Origin of the sequence: Roseovarius arcticus, from assembly GCF_006125015.1 — a bacterium.
GTDB lineage: Bacteria > Pseudomonadota > Alphaproteobacteria > Rhodobacterales > Rhodobacteraceae > Roseovarius > Roseovarius arcticus.
Genome location: NZ_SZZN01000001.1, coordinates 3,661,984 through 3,677,839, shown reverse-complemented (window position 1 = coordinate 3,677,839; position 15,856 = coordinate 3,661,984). Strand labels below are relative to the sequence as shown.

At 56.8% G+C, this 15,856-nt stretch carries 18 protein-coding genes and 1 tRNA gene; 4 read left to right on the top strand and 15 right to left on the bottom strand.

Features of this window, described 5'->3' with window-relative positions:
• Window positions 1-63 precede the first annotated feature (63 nt).
• Window positions 64-1,287 (top strand): MFS transporter, encoded by a 1,224-nt coding sequence (locus MK6180000_RS17585; RefSeq protein ID WP_138935927.1) that lies wholly within the window; start codon window positions 64-66, stop codon window positions 1,285-1,287.
• On the opposite strand, the gene MK6180000_RS17580 is transcribed toward MK6180000_RS17585, so the two are convergent.
• The 5 genes from MK6180000_RS17580 to uvrB form a co-directional block, all read right to left on the bottom strand.
• Window positions 1,284-1,952: an alpha/beta hydrolase gene (locus MK6180000_RS17580; RefSeq protein ID WP_138935926.1), complete on the bottom strand. Its 669-nt coding sequence runs from the start codon at window positions 1,950-1,952 to the stop codon at window positions 1,284-1,286. The two genes, MK6180000_RS17585 and MK6180000_RS17580, sit on opposite strands and share 4 nt — an antisense overlap.
• A complete protein-coding gene (locus MK6180000_RS17575) occupies window positions 1,949-2,593 on the bottom strand; it encodes a DNA-3-methyladenine glycosylase family protein (RefSeq protein ID WP_425466850.1) in 645 nt (214 codons plus the stop codon). Before MK6180000_RS17575 ends, MK6180000_RS17580 begins: the two co-directional genes overlap by 4 nt.
• Entirely contained in the window at window positions 2,575-3,288 is a 714-nt protein-coding gene (locus MK6180000_RS17570; protein ID WP_138935925.1) for a precorrin-6A/cobalt-precorrin-6A reductase, read from the bottom strand. Before MK6180000_RS17570 ends, MK6180000_RS17575 begins: the two co-directional genes overlap by 19 nt.
• A 276-nt stretch (window positions 3,289-3,564) precedes the next feature.
• The gene (locus tag MK6180000_RS17565; RefSeq protein ID WP_138935924.1) at window positions 3,565-3,750 is read right to left on the bottom strand and encodes a PLDc N-terminal domain-containing protein; all 186 of its coding nucleotides are present in this window, start codon (window positions 3,748-3,750) and stop codon (window positions 3,565-3,567) included.
• Between the two features lie 62 nt (window positions 3,751-3,812).
• Entirely contained in the window at window positions 3,813-6,011 is a 2,199-nt protein-coding gene (uvrB, locus tag MK6180000_RS17560; RefSeq protein ID WP_138935923.1) for an excinuclease ABC subunit UvrB, read from the bottom strand.
• Between the two features lie 154 nt (window positions 6,012-6,165).
• On the opposite strand from uvrB, the gene MK6180000_RS17555 reads away from it, so the two are divergent.
• Both MK6180000_RS17555 and MK6180000_RS17550 read left to right on the top strand, forming a co-directional pair.
• The gene (locus MK6180000_RS17555) at window positions 6,166-7,041 is read left to right on the top strand and encodes a hypothetical protein (RefSeq protein ID WP_138935922.1); all 876 of its coding nucleotides are present in this window, start codon (window positions 6,166-6,168) and stop codon (window positions 7,039-7,041) included.
• 56 nt (window positions 7,042-7,097) lie between these two features.
• A tRNA-Thr gene (locus MK6180000_RS17550) sits at window positions 7,098-7,173 on the top strand.
• A 263-nt stretch (window positions 7,174-7,436) separates the two neighbouring features.
• Here the strand turns inward: MK6180000_RS17550 and MK6180000_RS17545 are convergent.
• From MK6180000_RS17545 to MK6180000_RS17535, 3 genes are all read right to left on the bottom strand, one after another.
• On the bottom strand, window positions 7,437-7,862 hold the full coding sequence (locus tag MK6180000_RS17545; RefSeq protein ID WP_246040564.1) for a thermonuclease family protein: 426 nt from the start codon (window positions 7,860-7,862) through the stop codon (window positions 7,437-7,439).
• Window positions 7,863-8,062: 200 nt separating this feature from the next.
• Window positions 8,063-8,404 (bottom strand): hypothetical protein, encoded by a 342-nt coding sequence (locus MK6180000_RS17540; RefSeq protein ID WP_138935921.1) that lies wholly within the window; start codon window positions 8,402-8,404, stop codon window positions 8,063-8,065.
• Window positions 8,405-8,529: 125 nt separating this feature from the next.
• Window positions 8,530-9,186, bottom strand: coding sequence for a hypothetical protein (locus MK6180000_RS17535; RefSeq protein WP_138935920.1), 657 nt, complete (start codon window positions 9,184-9,186; stop codon window positions 8,530-8,532).
• A gap of 579 nt (window positions 9,187-9,765) precedes the next feature.
• Between MK6180000_RS17535 and MK6180000_RS17530 the strand changes: the two genes are divergently transcribed.
• On the top strand, window positions 9,766-10,425 hold the full coding sequence (locus MK6180000_RS17530; protein ID WP_138935919.1) for an SOS response-associated peptidase: 660 nt from the start codon (window positions 9,766-9,768) through the stop codon (window positions 10,423-10,425).
• Between the two features lie 490 nt (window positions 10,426-10,915).
• Here MK6180000_RS17530 and MK6180000_RS17525 read toward each other — a convergent pair whose 3' ends face one another.
• The 7 genes from MK6180000_RS17525 to MK6180000_RS17500 form a co-directional block, all read right to left on the bottom strand.
• Entirely contained in the window at window positions 10,916-12,352 is a 1,437-nt protein-coding gene (locus MK6180000_RS17525; protein ID WP_138935918.1) for a S1C family serine protease, read from the bottom strand.
• A 124-nt stretch (window positions 12,353-12,476) separates the two neighbouring features.
• The gene (locus MK6180000_RS17520) at window positions 12,477-12,935 is read right to left on the bottom strand and encodes a helix-turn-helix domain-containing protein (protein ID WP_138935917.1); all 459 of its coding nucleotides are present in this window, start codon (window positions 12,933-12,935) and stop codon (window positions 12,477-12,479) included.
• Window positions 12,935-13,105, bottom strand: coding sequence for a hypothetical protein (locus MK6180000_RS20425; protein ID WP_171054681.1), 171 nt, complete (start codon window positions 13,103-13,105; stop codon window positions 12,935-12,937). Before MK6180000_RS20425 ends, MK6180000_RS17520 begins: the two co-directional genes overlap by 1 nt.
• A gap of 90 nt (window positions 13,106-13,195) precedes the next feature.
• Window positions 13,196-13,483, bottom strand: coding sequence for a hypothetical protein (locus tag MK6180000_RS17515; protein ID WP_138935916.1), 288 nt, complete (start codon window positions 13,481-13,483; stop codon window positions 13,196-13,198).
• Between the two features lie 108 nt (window positions 13,484-13,591).
• Window positions 13,592-13,762: a helix-turn-helix transcriptional regulator gene (locus MK6180000_RS17510; protein ID WP_138935915.1), complete on the bottom strand. Its 171-nt coding sequence runs from the start codon at window positions 13,760-13,762 to the stop codon at window positions 13,592-13,594.
• A gap of 90 nt (window positions 13,763-13,852) precedes the next feature.
• On the bottom strand, window positions 13,853-14,581 hold the full coding sequence (locus tag MK6180000_RS17505; RefSeq protein ID WP_138935914.1) for a hypothetical protein: 729 nt from the start codon (window positions 14,579-14,581) through the stop codon (window positions 13,853-13,855).
• Window positions 14,571-15,833 (bottom strand): tyrosine-type recombinase/integrase, encoded by a 1,263-nt coding sequence (locus MK6180000_RS17500; protein WP_138935913.1) that lies wholly within the window; start codon window positions 15,831-15,833, stop codon window positions 14,571-14,573. The genes MK6180000_RS17505 and MK6180000_RS17500 overlap by 11 nt, the downstream gene beginning before the upstream one ends.
• Window positions 15,834-15,856: the final 23 nt, after the last annotated feature.

Below are 15,856 nucleotides of genomic sequence, written 5' to 3'. Positions count from 1 at the left end.
GCAAACATTCCGCCGTTGCCCGCCTCTTGCTAAGGCACCGCAACAAGTCTAGCAGTTTGCCGCATGACACAAGCAGCCCCCCTCATCGACGACGCACGCGCCCGCCGAAACGTCACCGTTCTGGTTTTGGCGCAGGCGATCCTTGGTGCGCAAATGCCGATGATATTCGTCGTCGCAGGTCTGGCGGGCGGCGGGCTGGCTGCGAACGCTTGTTTCGCCACACTTCCCATCTCGCTGATCGTCATCGGCTCAATGCTGTCGGCGACGCCGGTGTCGGCGATCATGCAGCGGTATGGCCGCAGGGTCGGCTTTCTCGTCGGGACAACGGGCGGCGCGATCGGCGGGGCTGTGGGGGCTTATGGTCTATATACCGCGTCCTTCCCGCTGTTTTTGTTCGGCAGCTTTCTGACCGGCATCTACATGAGCGCGCAAGGTTTCTACCGCTTTGCCGCAGCCGACACAGCCAGCGACGCATTCCGTCCCAAAGCAATTTCATACGTCCTCGCGGGCGGCTTGATGAGCGCGATCATCGGCCCTCAGCTGGTCAAGGTGACGGCAGAGGCGATGGTCGTGCCTTTCCTCGGCACCTATCTGGCGGTGATCGCGCTAAACGTCACCGGATCCACCCTGTTTTTATTCCTCAGTATCCCCAAGCCGCCGGTCCCGTCTGAGAATGCGCCGCGCGGGCGCACCCGGCTAGAGCTGCTCAAGACGCCGCGTATTGCAGTCGCGGTGATCTGCGCGATGGTGTCCTATGCGTTGATGAACCTTGTGATGACATCGACACCGCTGGCAGTGGTCGGGTGCGGATTTGGTCCGGGGCGCGCGGCGGACGTGGTGACTGCGCATGTCCTGGCGATGTATGCGCCGTCCTTCTTTACCGGGCACCTGATCGCGCGCTTTGGCTCCGAGAGGATCATGGGCGCGGGAATCGCGATCCTTGCTGCGGCAGGTGTGGTTGCCCTTCAGGGGGTCGAGCTTCCCAACTTCTTTGTCGCGCTGGTGCTGCTGGGCCTGGGATGGAACTTTGGCTTTATCGGGGCCACGTCGATGCTGACCAGCGCGCATGAGCCGCACGAGCGGGGGCGGATGCAAGGATTGAACGATTTGCTGGTTTTCGGCGGCGTCACCGTCGCGTCACTGGCATCGGGCGGCTTAATGAATTGCTCGGGCGGCGATGCGCAAACGGGTTGGACATCGGTCAATCTGGCGATGGCGCCTTTCTTGGTGCTGGCGGCTGGCGCGCTGATCTGGCTGGTGCTGCGGCAACGCCGCGAAGCGGCTTAACCCAGCCCCAGCTTATCCGCCATAAAGGCCAGCGCTACCTCTAGCCCATCGGGCGCGATGCCGTGGCCAGTACCCTTCATCACGTGGGCATAGACATCCTTCCAACCGGCCGTTTGCAGCGCCTCGGCGGCTTCGGGCAGTGACTTGGCAGGAACCACCTCATCGGCGTCGCCATGCACCAGCAGGATAGGCAAACGCGAGACGGCCTCATCCTCCAGCAATTCTGGGCGCAAAAGGCGGCCCGAAAAGGCGACGATCCCGGCAAGCGCGTCCTCCCTCCGGGGCGCGACGTGCAGGGCCATCATCGACCCTTGGGAAAAGCCGAAGAGCACGACTTGCTCGGGCAGCACGTCCTCGTCCACCATCAGCGCATCCAGAAACGCGTTCAGATCGTCCGAGGCGGCCAGCAATCCGCGCTCGGCCTCCTCCTCGCTGCTGTTGTCGATCCACGGGATGGGAAACCATTGAAACCCGTTCGGCATCCCCGGAACGTTTTCAGGTGCGTCAGGCGCTACGAACAACGTATCTGGCAAGTGATCGGCCAGCGGGTCGGCAAGGCCCAAGAGGTCAGGCCCATTGGCGCCATACCCATGCAGAAACACCACGATTGACTTCGTCTCGCCCGAAATCGGCTCTTTGCGGCCAGCGTTAAGTACGCGCGTCATCTGATGCCTTCTCTTTGTTTCGCTACCCGGTAGTAGGCCCAAAGCAGGCGGGCAGCAACCGACCTATAGGGGCTCCATTCTGCGGCAATGACGCGCATCGCGCGCTCGTCCGGGCGCTCGGGCAGATCGTATAGAATGCGCGCCGCTTCCTGCAGGGCCAGATCGCCATGGGCGAACACATCGGCATGGCCGAGGCTGAACATCGCATAAATTTCCGCAGTCCATGTGCCAATGCCGGGTACCTGTGTCAGCGTTTTCAGCACCGCATCCGTGGGCATGGCGCGCAGCGCGACCCAATCAATCCCGGCGCGAGCCAGTTCCTGAGCATACCGAATCTTTTGACGGCTAAGGCCAGCGGCGCGCAGACCACCTTCGCCCGCCCGCAAGACGGGCGCAGGGGCGGTTAGGCCCGCCTCCTGCATCCGCGCCCAGATGGCATTGGCCGACGCGACACTGACCTGCTGGCTGACAATTGCGCTGAGGAGTTCGGCAAAGCCGTCTGGCTTGCGCCGCAGGGGCAATTGCCCGGTCTGGGTGAAGGCATCGGCCAGACGCGAGCACATCGCGCAAAGTGCGATTGCGTCCTTTGCCACGTCGGCGTCCGTTTCGATGATACGCACGCTCACAGCGATTGCGCCCATTCCAGCGCCGCCTCAACCGTACTCACGCAAGGTGCGTCTGGCGGCGCGGGGCGGCCTATCATCGCGACCTGGACACCCGCGCGGCGCGCGGCTGTCAATTTGGAATCCGCCCGCCTACTGCCTGCATTGCGCAATACCAACCAGTCGATCCTCAGACGGCGGAATAGCGCAATCTCCTCCTCGACCGGAAAGGGGGGCTGCTGGACCAACCACTCACCATTGGGGAGCGGAAAGGGTGCATCGGGCGCGCCGCCAATCTGGCGGCAGTATACATAGCATTCATTCAGCGCCGCAAAATCCGCTAGACCCTCGCGCCCCGACGCGACCAGCACCCGGCTACCGGGCGCGATCTTTTGCGCCGCCTCCGCTTCGCTACTCACATGAACCCATAGATCGCCGGACTGCGCACGCCATTCGGGGCGGCGCAGCAGGCAATAGGGCAGGCCTCTTTGCGCGCAATGATCGGCGGCAACGCGCGATATTTGCACGGCAAATGGATGGCTGGCATCTAGGATTGCGGTTGGCACCGATACCGCCAGACACTCTGCCAACGGGCTGCGATGAATATCGCACGGCCAATCGGGCGCTACTCGTCCGCCTTCGGGCAGCCAGACGGTGAAAGGTAGCCCATTGGCCGCCATCGCGTCCGCCAGTTCGCGCGCCTCGCCCGTCCCGGCTAGCAAAAGCAGGCTCATGCGGCGGGCCGTAGTGGCGGTGCAGAGATGGTATTGGTCATTTCCAAACCATAGCGCTACGGCCAGCCTGCGCCAATCGACAATCAGCGATACGGAGCACGCAAAGAGCAAGTAACGTTCGGGGTTTGCGATGGGCTGTTTCTCAGAATGTCGTGGGGGCTCTCCCAGCCAAACCTTCGATATCGGACGTCCGGCAGGTTTGTCCAACTTACGTCAGACGAATAAAAGAGCGGGCAGATACGCCCGCTCTTTTCGCAGCTGAACATAAAACAGGTGCTATACAGCCGCCTTGTTGCCGCGCGGGCCAAAGATCAGCCAAGCGATGAAGCCGAGCACCGGCAAGATCAGGATCGCCAATGTCCAGACGACCTTTTTCCCCGTCGATGCGGAGGAGGTGAGTGTCTGGTAGATCGCGTATATGTCTGCGATCAGAACCAAAATTCCGAATAGACCATATTCCATGACGTGCATTCCCTTTTTTAAATAACTTGGACATGCAACGTAGCAATCGCCCTAAGGGTTCCTCACTTCCTCCGCCGCTTGACATTTCCACCGCGCTGACCCGGCTTGCCCGCTGTGGAGCGTCCGCGCATCTTGGACCCGGCTGACACAGCCTCCTCTACAGCCGACTGATGTGCCATTGGATCGTCCGAGATAGCCAGATCGACGGCCTCCAGACGCTTTACCTCGTCGCGCAGGCGCGCGGCCTCTTCGAATTCGAGGTTCTCGGCGGCCTTTCGCATGTCGACGCGCAAGCCGTCCAGATGCGCCGCTAGATTGGCGCCATGCATCGGCTTGTCAATCTTGGCTGTGACGCGGGCCATATCGACGTCGCCTTTGTAGAGACCCGCAAGGATGTCCTCGACGTTCTTTTTGACCGTCGCTGGGGTGATCCCGTGCTTTTCGTTATAGGCGATCTGCTTGTCTCGGCGGCGATCCGTCTCGCCTATCGCGCGTTCCATACTGCCCGTTATGCGGTCTGCATACATGATGACGCGACCGTCAGAGTTTCGGGCCGCGCGGCCAATTGTCTGAATCAGCGAAGTTTCGGATCTCAAAAAGCCTTCCTTGTCTGCATCAAGGATCGCGACGAGGCCACATTCAGGAATATCCAAACCCTCCCGCAGCAGGTTGATCCCGATCAGCACATCGAACGCGCCCAGACGCAGATCGCGCAAAATTTCGATCCGCTCGATCGTGTCGATCTCTGAGTGCATGTAGCGGACCTTGATGCCTTGCTCGTGCATGTATTCAGTCAGGTCCTCGGACATGCGTTTCGTCAGGGTCGTCACCAGTGTGCGGTAGCCTGCGGCCGTGACGCGGCGCACCTCGTCCAGCAGATCGTCAACCTGCGTGCCGACGGGGCGCACCTCAATCATCGGGTCCAAAAGGCCGGTGGGGCGGATCACCTGTTCGGTAAAGACGCCGCCTGTCTGCTCAATCTCCCACTTGGCGGGGGTCGCAGATACGAACACTGATTGGGGCCGCATCGCATCCCATTCCTCAAATTTGAGGGGCCTGTTATCCATGCAGGACGGCAGGCGAAAACCATGCTCGGCCAGCGTGAATTTGCGGCGATAGTCGCCTTTGTACATCGCGCCGATCTGCGGCACTGACACGTGAGATTCGTCAGCGAACACGATGGCATTGTCGGGGATGAATTCAAAAAGCGTGGGGGGCGGCTCACCGGGGGCGCGGCCTGTTAGGTAGCGCGAATAGTTCTCGATCCCGTTGCAGACGCCTGTGGCCTCCAACATTTCCAGATCGAACTTCGTGCGCTGCTCCAGCCGCTGCGCCTCTAATAGCTTGCCTTCGGCGACCAATTGATCCAGCCGGATGCGCAGCTCCTTCTTGATCCCTATAATGGCCTGATTCATCGTGGGTTTCGGTGTCACATAGTGACTGTTGGCATAAACGCGAATCTGCTCGAAACTGCCGGTCTTTTCGCCGGTCAGCGGATCAAACTCGATGATCGCCTCCAGCTCATTACCAAAGAAGGACAGCCGCCACGCGCGATCCTCAAGGTGAGCCGGGAAAATCTCAAGGCTGTCGCCACGGACCCTAAAACTGCCGCGCTGGAATGCCGCGTCATTGCGCTTGTACTGCTGCGCGACCAGATCAGCCATCACTTGGCGCTGGTCGTAATCAGAGCCGACCTTCAGGTCTTGGGTCATCGCGCCATATGTTTCGACGCTACCGATACCGTAGATGCAGCTGACCGATGCGACGATAATCACATCGTCTCGCTCAAGCAGGGCACGCGTGGCCGAGTGGCGCATGCGGTCAATCTGCTCGTTGATTTGGCTCTCCTTCTCGATGAAGGTATCGCTGCGTGCGACATAGGCCTCGGGCTGGTAATAATCGTAATAACTGACGAAATACTCGACCGCGTTGTTCGGAAAGAACCCCTTGAACTCGCCGTATAGCTGGGCCGCCAGTGTCTTGTTCGGGGCCAGAATAATCGCAGGGCGCTGCGTTTCCTCAATCACCATCGCCATCGTATACGTCTTGCCCGTCCCGGTCGCGCCCAGCAGCACCTGATCGCGGTCGCCATCCTTGATCGCCTGAGAGATCTCGGCAATCGCCGTCGGCTGGTCCCCTGCAGGCTCAAAATCGCTAACCATCTCGAACCGCTTGCCACCCTCCAGCTTAAGGCGTTCGCGTATGTCGGGGGCAGGATTGGACAGGACGGCTGGTTGGCTGTCGGAATGGGCGTAGGGCATTGCGGGGGCATCCTTCGGGGGCTGGCCACACATTTGATGTTTTTTCCGCGCCGTTCAACCCAAGGCAGCCCAGCGCCACGCATCGAAACCGGTTTATCTGCCCTGCAATGCGCCATATACAGACCAAGGATACCCAAACCGAGACATACCGCTCATGCAGCTCGTTCTTCACGCAGGCGCCCACATTACCGACGAGGACCGCCTGCTGAGATGCCTGACGGCCAATCGGGACATGCTGGCCGAACGCGGGACCCAAGTGCCTTATCCCAAGGAATATCGCCGATTGATGCGCGACGTCCTGCACGCCGCCGCAAATACTGGCGTCGCAGACGACACGCGCGATGTCCTGATGGATGCGCTGGGCTTTGATGGCACGCCGGACAGGCTGATCCTGTCAAACCCCGGCTTCTTTGGCACGCCAAAGATGGCGGCATCGGGCGGCAAGTTCTATACTGCCGCCGCAGGCCGCACCCAGATATTCCGGGATATTTTCGCACATGACGAGATTGAGATGTTCTTTGCCATCTGCAGTCCCGCTACGTTCCTGCCCGCGATTATGGCGCAAACGAAATACGACAGTCTGGCGGCCTATCTGGGCGGCACGGATCCGCGCGAAATGCGCTGGTCTGATATGATCCGGCACGTACGTAGCTCGATCCCCGATATACCGATCACCGTTTGGTGCAACGAAGATACGCCGCTGATCTGGGGCCAGATTCTGCGCGAGATGGCAGGAGTTGAACCGGGCGTCCCGCTGGCCGGCGAACATGCGCTGCTGCGCGAGATCATGACGCCCGTAGGCATGTCCCGCTTTGACAGCTATCTTGAGAAGCATCCCGGCATGACCGAGATGCAAAAACGTCGCGTGATCTCGGCCTTTCTCGACAAGTTCGCCAACGAGGATGCCATCGAAGAAGAACTTGACCTACCCGGTTGGACAGACGAAACCGTCGACGAGTTGAGCGATCTATATGACGACGACCTGTACAATATCGGACGCATCCCCGGCATCACGCTACTATCACCCTGATACGTCGCCGGACACGCTTGCCAACACCGCGGCACCCTGCTAAATGCCGCGTCGGCGCCCCTATAGCTCAGCTGGTAGAGCAACTGATTTGTAATCAGTAGGTCCGCGGTTCGAGTCCGTGTGGGGGCACCATTTAAGACAATATTCGCTATATTTATCAAATAGATAAGCGATAACCTTACTATCTAGTCCCCCTGCGAATCCCCCTCGCTCACGGCGGTCACTGGTTCTATCTTTCAGTTCGATCCTCATACGATAGCAACCAATTCAGCAAAGTGCTCGACACCTCAACCTCGCTTTTTTCATATTCAGCAACTAGTCTCTGCTTGGTCGCGTAGTGCATGTGCTTGGGTTCGCCGCCGCTAGATCCGTCAAAGATAAGACCTTACAAGTCTTCACCTGCAATAGTCTTTCATGGCAACGGAACGCGACCTTGCTGTTTCGTATTTGCGATACTTACCGCTCGAATACCTTGGACAATCTCTGGCCCAGCCAGCGCTTATAACCGCAGCACTGATATTTTCGCCTTTGCTGCCAAAGCAAGTTCCAACGTAACGGTCATACGTTTTTGCACCGGTCAAGACACAGCGGACCATCCGGTTAGCATAGTTGCGCTTCATCCAATCCTTGCCTTCGTTGAAACCCGCTTGGCCTTTGTCAGGAGCATCTACACCGTCAAAGCGAATTGGAACGCCACGGACTTCAATCGTGTCTGCATCCCTGACATGGGTAACTTTACCTTTGACCTCGTTTGCGCTGACCATTGTTCCCATGAAGAAAATGGCGACTGTGGTTGCAGTGATGATGGCTTTCAGCTTCATGTGTCAGCTTTGCTCCATTGTGACTAACTCTTACTCGCAGCCAGTTTTAGGCCAGACCGGCTTCGACTATGCGGGTCTCGCAAACTAACAATCTCACAGCCTGTTAAACCGAGGTCGTCGGCCTCAACGCCGTAGCCGACCCCGGTCATGCCTTAAATGGCTCTCAAAGCACTGCTTTGAAATTCGGGCGCATAGTTGCCTTAACCGCTCACACAGCGTGATGCGAAAGCTTGACGCATTGCGATATCCTCACCTTTGTTCAATGCCACGTCTGCCGAAGCATCGCCTGTAAACGCGCTTGGCGGAATAAGAACAAGGAACACACCGACAGCGTCACCTGCAACTGCGTTTTTTTGTCTACGCTCAGCGTCGGACAGTTCACTCGAGTTGACATTAATTTCTGCGGCAAGCTTTGAACACGAGTGTCTCTCGTAGTTCTGCGTCGAAACGGCAACAGGAGGAATGCTGCCGGGCGGCTTCGCACAGCCAGCAGCAAGAGCGGTCATCAGAACAAGTGCTGCGTTTGAATAAAGTTTCTTCATAGGTATATCTTCATCTTTCCTAGTTTCGACGTTCTCGGGCTAAGTGCCGAGTTCGTCTTTTCCAAGTCAAACTCAGGAAGATTTTGAGAAGCTACATAAAGCTGTAAACCTGTCCATGACGTGGACTAGGATCTGAGTGCGCTCGCCATGCTATAAATCTCGAGCTCGTCCGCGTTGAGAAGTCCTTCAAACCTGCTGAAAAAAAGGTGGTCCGCTTCGCTTTCGTCGCTCTCAATCTGCTCGCAGCGGCGTTCATAGGTCCGTTGCCACATCCCTTTTGGCTTTGGCGCAATCCAGCTTGCTGTGCCAGGTTCGCCACCCAGCGCCATGCGAGTTTTGTTCGCGCGTCTCAGAGCGCGGTCATAGCGCGCCTCTGACTGACTAGAATAGCTGACGTTGTAGCAGTGACGGCATAGGAAATAGCGACCGCCTGAAAACAGCTTGCCGACGCGCCGACCGCAATGCCGACCATTCACCACACCCGGGCACATAAAATAGGGACGTACATTGCCATAGTTGCAATCTGCGTATGTGATGCGGATGGTTTCGGTTATAGGCTCCCAGTCGCCGCCATACTGGCGCACACGGTAGTCTAGGACCAGTCGTCCGCCCTTTGCCTTGTATCCTATTCGCCCGACTTCCTCGCCATCGCGGGACCAAACCCAATTGCCCTGTCTGCCGGGACGTAGACAACCGTCACGGTGAAAGCGGTTAACGTCCAGTGAGCGACAGTCCTCTGCCTTTTGTCGATAGCTAAGTCGTCCTGAGCCGTATCCACCCATGTGTGGCCTCCTGTTTTTTCCGAAATCATTAGGAAAGTTTATCATCTGTGGTTGAAATGATTGTGGAATATCTTGATCGTAAATGTCGAATATGAGCACCAGATTGGCCACTGAACCGATTTCCTTTTTAGCCGTCAACCCTCTCGCCACGTTCGCCCGCCACCCCTATCCATGGCTGCGCTGGTCTAGCTTCAGTCTCCCAACATAACCGTCCGCCACGTCTGGATGAGCTTATAAGGACGTCTAACCGCGACCTTTCCTAAGTCCTCAGACTTTGGCGACCAGCATGTGACGTTGATGTAATCTTTGCCGCATCTGCCACAGCCGAATGGCGGGAGGTGGACAGGCCAATGCGGATCGATCACCTGCACAAGGTCACTGGCGAGATACGACATGCGCCGCCGACAAACGTTGCAGCGCAGGGTCAGCAACTGATGCGATCGGGCGGCATCCGCGATGGTGCGAAAAGGCTTCGCCGGGTGGGCGCGTATGGGAAGAATCGATGCTGGCATTATGAGAACAAAAATAGAACACACTGGAGTGCTTGTCCAAGCACGATTTCGGCTCTAGCGTTTGTTCATGTGTAACCTCTACAGCATGACCTCTAACCGCCAAGCGATAGTCGATGTGGCGCGGGCTATGACCGTGGCAGATGCGGTCGGCAACCTAGAGCCATCCCCCAGCATATTCCCTGACCAGTTTGCGCCCGTGGTGCGCAGCATTGAAGGCGGTCGGGAATTAACCATCATGCGGTGGGGTATGCCATCGCCCGCATTCGCGTTGAAAAATCGTAAGACTGATACGGGCGTAACCAATGTTCGCAACACCAAGTCGCCCCATTGGCGGCGGTGGCTGGGTCCAGAAAACCGATGCGTTGTGCCGGTCACGAGCTTTTGCGAATACGATACCCGCCCCGGCAAGAACAAAGAGCCAGTTTGGTTTGCCTTGAATGAGACGCGCCCGCTGGCATTTTTCGCGGGGATCTGGACCGAATGGACGTCAGTACGCAAACTTGCCGAAGGCGAAACCACTAACAACCTGTTTGGATTTCTGACCACAGATGCGAATGAGATAGTGAAGCCGATTCACCCCAAGGCGATGCCAGTCATTTTGACCACTGCGGCTCAGGTGGATGCATGGCTGACTGAGCCGACAGAGGCGGCATTGAGCCTACAAGTCCCATTGCCGCATGGAAGCCTATCGATAGTTGCGCGCGGTCAAAGAGCCGATCCGAGATAGATCCGCAATTTGTCAGTGCTTCAAGCGGTCCTGACCTTCAGATAAGCGCATTGACTGACTGGCTGGTAGATCCCCTGAACAGCGTCTACCAATCGCCCTACCTATGGCTAGATGTATATATGTCCGGGTTATTGTGACGCCCCAGTGCCGATTCCCGGGTTTAGCGGCACAAAAAACAGGACGGTTCACGCCCTCGACCATAATAAACCTCATCAAGTGTCCTGCTTTTTGTGACGGGCATGCACAGTTTTTGTGCGGGGGTTCTGCAATTCATGAAGGTCTTTCGCGCGGGCCAACCGTCTGGCGTGGCTTCCTCGACCAAACCCCAGCTTGATGCGCGCCCGATCCTGGACGGCCCCAGATGCGGGCCTTGAGTCAGGAAGAAAAACCGCGCCCCTCCAGTTCCCTGAACCACGGGCCATCCATTCTGTGCTGCTGCCAATTCCACCCATCGCTTCTGGTTCATTTTGTCCAAAAGGATGGAGGCACCTTATCGTTTGCATTCTATAAAGGCAGTGAAAAAACTAGCCTTTTCAGCAAGCTGCTCTGGCAGTAAGTGTTGACTTGAAGCACCAAGAGTCGGATCAACCCCGTTCTGAGACAAGAATAGTTTGGCTATTTCCCCACGAATGGCGAAGTTCACGTTCTGCGGCACATCTCCAATTGCGTCTGAAATCAACTTGGCGTCCAGTTTGGACACGACCACGCCGACGACTTCGCCGTTGGTAGCCAATACTGGCCCACCGGAGTTCCCAGCCTGCACTGGCGCTGAGATTTGCATTTGAGTGAGTTCGCCGCGCAAGCCTTTCAAGGCTGACACTGAGCCACGGGTCACATTCAATCCGCTAAGAAGACCGGCGTAAGGATAACCCATAACCGTAACGTCAGAATTCAGTTTGGCAGGCCTTACAGAAAACTCGGCAACAACATCGTGGGGGCCAAGCGTTGTTTTAAGAATTGCAAGGTCAAATACTTCGGAAACTTCAACTAGCTCAGCAACTTCGCCGTTCACTTCGATTTTTCTACAGTCGGAGACTACATGCTCGTTGGTCAGAACGTATCCGCCACTTGATACAAAGAATCCTGAACCTGACCCACCAGATGGGGCATCCTGTTGATTTGAATTAGCGAGACTGTTGCCTTCTTCTGTTTTTTCTCGATCTTCGTCGATAAAGGCAATCATTTGCAAAATTGCAGCTTCTAAGCGCCCATTCTCGGAAACCATAAGTGAAGGTGCATTGCCCGCGCTGATGCTTGATGAGACAGCAGCGAGAATAGAGCCATCGTGGTTACTCGCAGACAACATCACAGTCGACCAATGTCCGTTTACGAAATTCGACCTCGTGTAGAGCGAGGAGCCGTCCCGACTTGTTGAGGATGTGACGGCGAAATTAGTTTTCCTAACCGTATAGGGCCCTCCCGAAATCTCATGCTGGCGAACAGTGAAATCATGCAAATTTTGCGTGGTAACTTTGTCATGAATACCCAGAGAGTATGACAGGCTACTGTTTCTATGACGCCAATTTACGAAATCTTTGGTCGGGGGGTCCGCGATTGCGCTGTCGACGGGAAATAGAAAAGACATGCCCAAGCCATCAAAGTAATCCATCCTCCATCCGTCGCGGTCTATCCGTTCAAAAAGAGAAAGAGCTAAAACTGCCATATGCCAGTCTTCGGGCGCACCTTTAAACTTTACCCGACTGTATCTGCTCATTGCATCGCGGCTCTTCGCTCCCCAGTCGCCATCTAGAAGGCCGTAGTAGTAACCTTCGAACGCCAAAGCTGCTTGCAAGAACCGTTTGTCCGTTTGGGTCAGTGCATGAGCGTCGAAATCTTCTAACAGCTTGGAATAATCTTGTGCCCCAACGCTGCACGGGCTGGCGACTAGGGCAAACATAAGGATAAGTCGTTTGATGAGGCGAAGCATGTTTGGTCCCAATAGTTTAGCATTAGCTTCTGGGATGAAACACTTACCGTCAATCCCGTCTATCTGTTTACATTGGGCAGTGGCCTTGACGGTCGTCGGCAGGGACACCTCCAAAAGGCTGTATTCAACTGATAGGCAGCCTATGGCTAGATGTAGATATGGCCTGCTTTTTGTGACGGGCATGCACAGATTTTGTGCGGGGGTTCCGAAATTGCATGAAGGTTTTGCGAGCAGGCCGACCGTCAGGCGTGGATTCCTCGGCCAACCCCCAGATTGACGCGCGCCCGATGCCAGACGGCCCCAGGTGCGGACCTTGCGTCATGTAGATGAAGCCGCGTTCCTCCAGCAACTTAAACCACGGGCCAACCGTGTTACGATGCACGTTCAGCGCCGCCGCCGCGTCTCTGTGGCTGAGATAGATCGCGCCGTTGTTCGTGCCGTTAAAGCGCCGTTTCAATTCGATGTAGAGGGCGCGGGGGCCAGGAGGCAGGGTTGCCCACGCCTCGGACGCCTGCACCCATTCGGGAAGTTGGACGAAACGCCCAAGCCCCCTTTTTTCCCGTTTGTAAAACGCGCCAGCCATCAGCGTTTTCCCATCGTCAGGCACGCCAGCCAGACGCGAATGGCGGTCGTTTGGCAGGGACAGCCACCAAGGGATATCCAGACGGCCTCAGCGGCCCCCTCAGCGCCCTTGCGGGCCATGATGTGCCATCTGCCGTTATCGCGGACCAAGCGGGTTTGTGTGTCAGTCATGAGTGGCCCCATAGTGCAGCATCGCGATAAGACGGGCTTGGGTTTCGGTCAGGCCGAAGAGACGGCGAAGACGACGGATTCGCGCGGCGGTCATTGCGCGGCCTCGCTATCGGCTAAGGTGCGCGCGGATCTGGGGAACCGCAGCGCGGTCCGGTCGATACCTGCTTTCAGGAAATAGTGCGCGACGTTCTGCGGTCCCCGATACTCCGTTTGAATCGGCCATCCGTAATCGTGCCGCAGACGATGGATTATTGCGCTTAGCCGCCAGCCGCGCACTTCGCGGATTTCGGATTCGTGGCTGATCGTGCGCCGGTTCAGTAATGCTTTGCAGGTCCAGAGTACCTGCGAGTCGCTGGAGTAGGATTTGTCTTGGGTCATTGGTGAGCCTTTCTGTTGAAAAAGAAAGGCGCTAGGCGTATGTCTGAGTTGCTTAGACTGAAGACGGCACCCCCAGCGCCTGCGGTATCCGCAAGTGTGGGGGTGTTTTCAGTTCCGGGCCTCGGCCAAGGCCGCGTCTATGTCGGCCTCGACCCAATAGAGGCGTGCGCCGAATTTGATCGGCGCGGGCAAGCGGCCCAATTCTAAATCACGGTAAATAGACGAGCGGCTGCGACCGCCAATTTTTGTTTGTAATTCAGGGAAGGAAAGGTAACGCATAGCTGTGCTCCATGTGTTTGCATGATTCACAATCTGCGCGATCGAATCCGAATTACGAACCGTTTTCGAATTCGAATTATTGTTTTCGAATTAGAGATGTTCCCTCGGGCCCTTCGGACCGGACTTTGATAGCTCGGGCCGCTCGCCCGACGCCATTCTCCAAGTAGCCTGAAACTCCGCGACCTTCATATTGGGGGCGAGATTTTCTCTTACCCATCTTTTTGTAATTCCTTGGCCTTTGTCGAACCTAGAAACGATTTCATTAGCGATCTTTTCATGTCTGCTCGTAACCTCTGCCATGGAATCTGATAATCCCAAGTTGCCTATGTATTTCCGATAGCTAGCTTCCCTCACAACAATTGGACTAAACAAGAAGGCACCATATCGGTGTTTCTCCAGTGGCTGTACTCTCCTAGAGTCAAGCTCCCGCATCATCAAAGGCGAAGAGCCAACTGTGCAGATTGACAAGCAAATATGATAGCCGCTCTCTCGCTCGGGATCGAAGTACCTGACTATTTCCTTGTCAATTAAGGCGGTCCCCCCATCCTGAGTCGTGACACCGATGTTTTGTTTTTCAACTTCATCTTCTAGTAGCGCCCAGAGACGCGAATAAATTGGAGCCATATAAGCTCTTGTTAACGCTTCTGTTTCCTCTAAATCCAATCTATCAGACTGGAGGGAATACTCTGAGCGCTCGATGTCTGGTTCTGAGATTTCAGGTTGAGTTAGCACAGCATTTTCGTAACGCTGCTCTAGAAAAAAATTGTTGGTATCATAGAAGGCTCGCAGAAGAGGTATCCAGCCTTTCTTATAGAACATGAGCGACCTCCAAATGTTCATCAACGCTACATGGCGCAACTAACCACATTCCCCACCGTTCCATCAGCGCTCGGCGTTGTTCCAGAAAGTCCGTGCGCCGATAAGCCCGCTCGACTGCGCCGCCCGTTATATGACCAAGGCAGGTCTCGGCCACCTCATGCGCAGTATACGTCGCCTCCCTCTCGTAGTCTGCTGCGCTTTCCCCTTCTGTTTTCTCAGACCGATTGGATGGCACTTCTGCCGTCCAGTCACGGAACGAGGATCGGAACCCGTGCGGGCGCTCTTTCAGCCCGCGCCGATCCATAAGGGCAGTCATGGTCATATCGGATATCACGCCCCGCTTCATGCCAGGGAACAAAAAACCGTCGCGGGCAAACTTACGGGCCTTTGCGATGACGCCCTGCGCCTCGACCGATAGCGGCACCCGAAAATCGCTTGTCGCGCCCAGACGGCCCTTCATCGCCGCTGCGGGTATAGTCCACACGTCGCCGTCGATCTGGTCAACGTGCATGAACCGCAATGGGTAGGACCGCACCGCCGTCAGGATCAAAAGCCGCAGGGCCAATTCCGTGATGCTGCCCCCGTCCAGTGATTGATAGAAGGCGGGCACATCTCGCCAGTTCATCGCGGGCACGTTCGTCACGGTATGGCGTTGCTTGCCGAGCAGCGCCTTGGCCTTGTCCGTCGCTTGCAGATCCACCTCCAACCCCAACGCCGCCGCGTGGCGCAGAACGATGCCTAATCGGTTCATCGCCTTGCGCGCAGTATCGGCCTTGCTGTGCCAGATAGGGGCCAGCGTGTCGCGGATATCCTTTTGGTCGATATCGGCGACAGGCACCTTGCCCAGCTTTGGCAGGACGTGCAGCTCAAGTGGCGAGAACCAGCGCCCCGCCTTGCCGTCGCCTTTAAGTTCGGCCTTGCGGCTGTTGAACGCGTCCAGCGCGACATCGGCTAGCATGTGGATATTGCGCGCCGCCTCGCGCCTCTGGCGGTCGCGTTCCTTGATCGGGTCTAAACCCTGCCGCGCCACCATTCGCCAAGTGTCGGCCACCTCGCGCGCCTCTTTTAGGGAGCGGTCAGGATAGGCACCAAGGCCCATTTCGCGCCGCCTGCCATGCATTGTGACGCGCAGCACCCATTGCGCGCCGCCATCCTCCCGCTTGACCAGCCATAGGCCCCCGCCATCAGCGTGTTTGCCAATGCTGGCGGTTTTGACTGCGGATGCGCTCAGACGATTCAAGGCACGACCCATTTTCTATCCCCCTCTCAATCCCC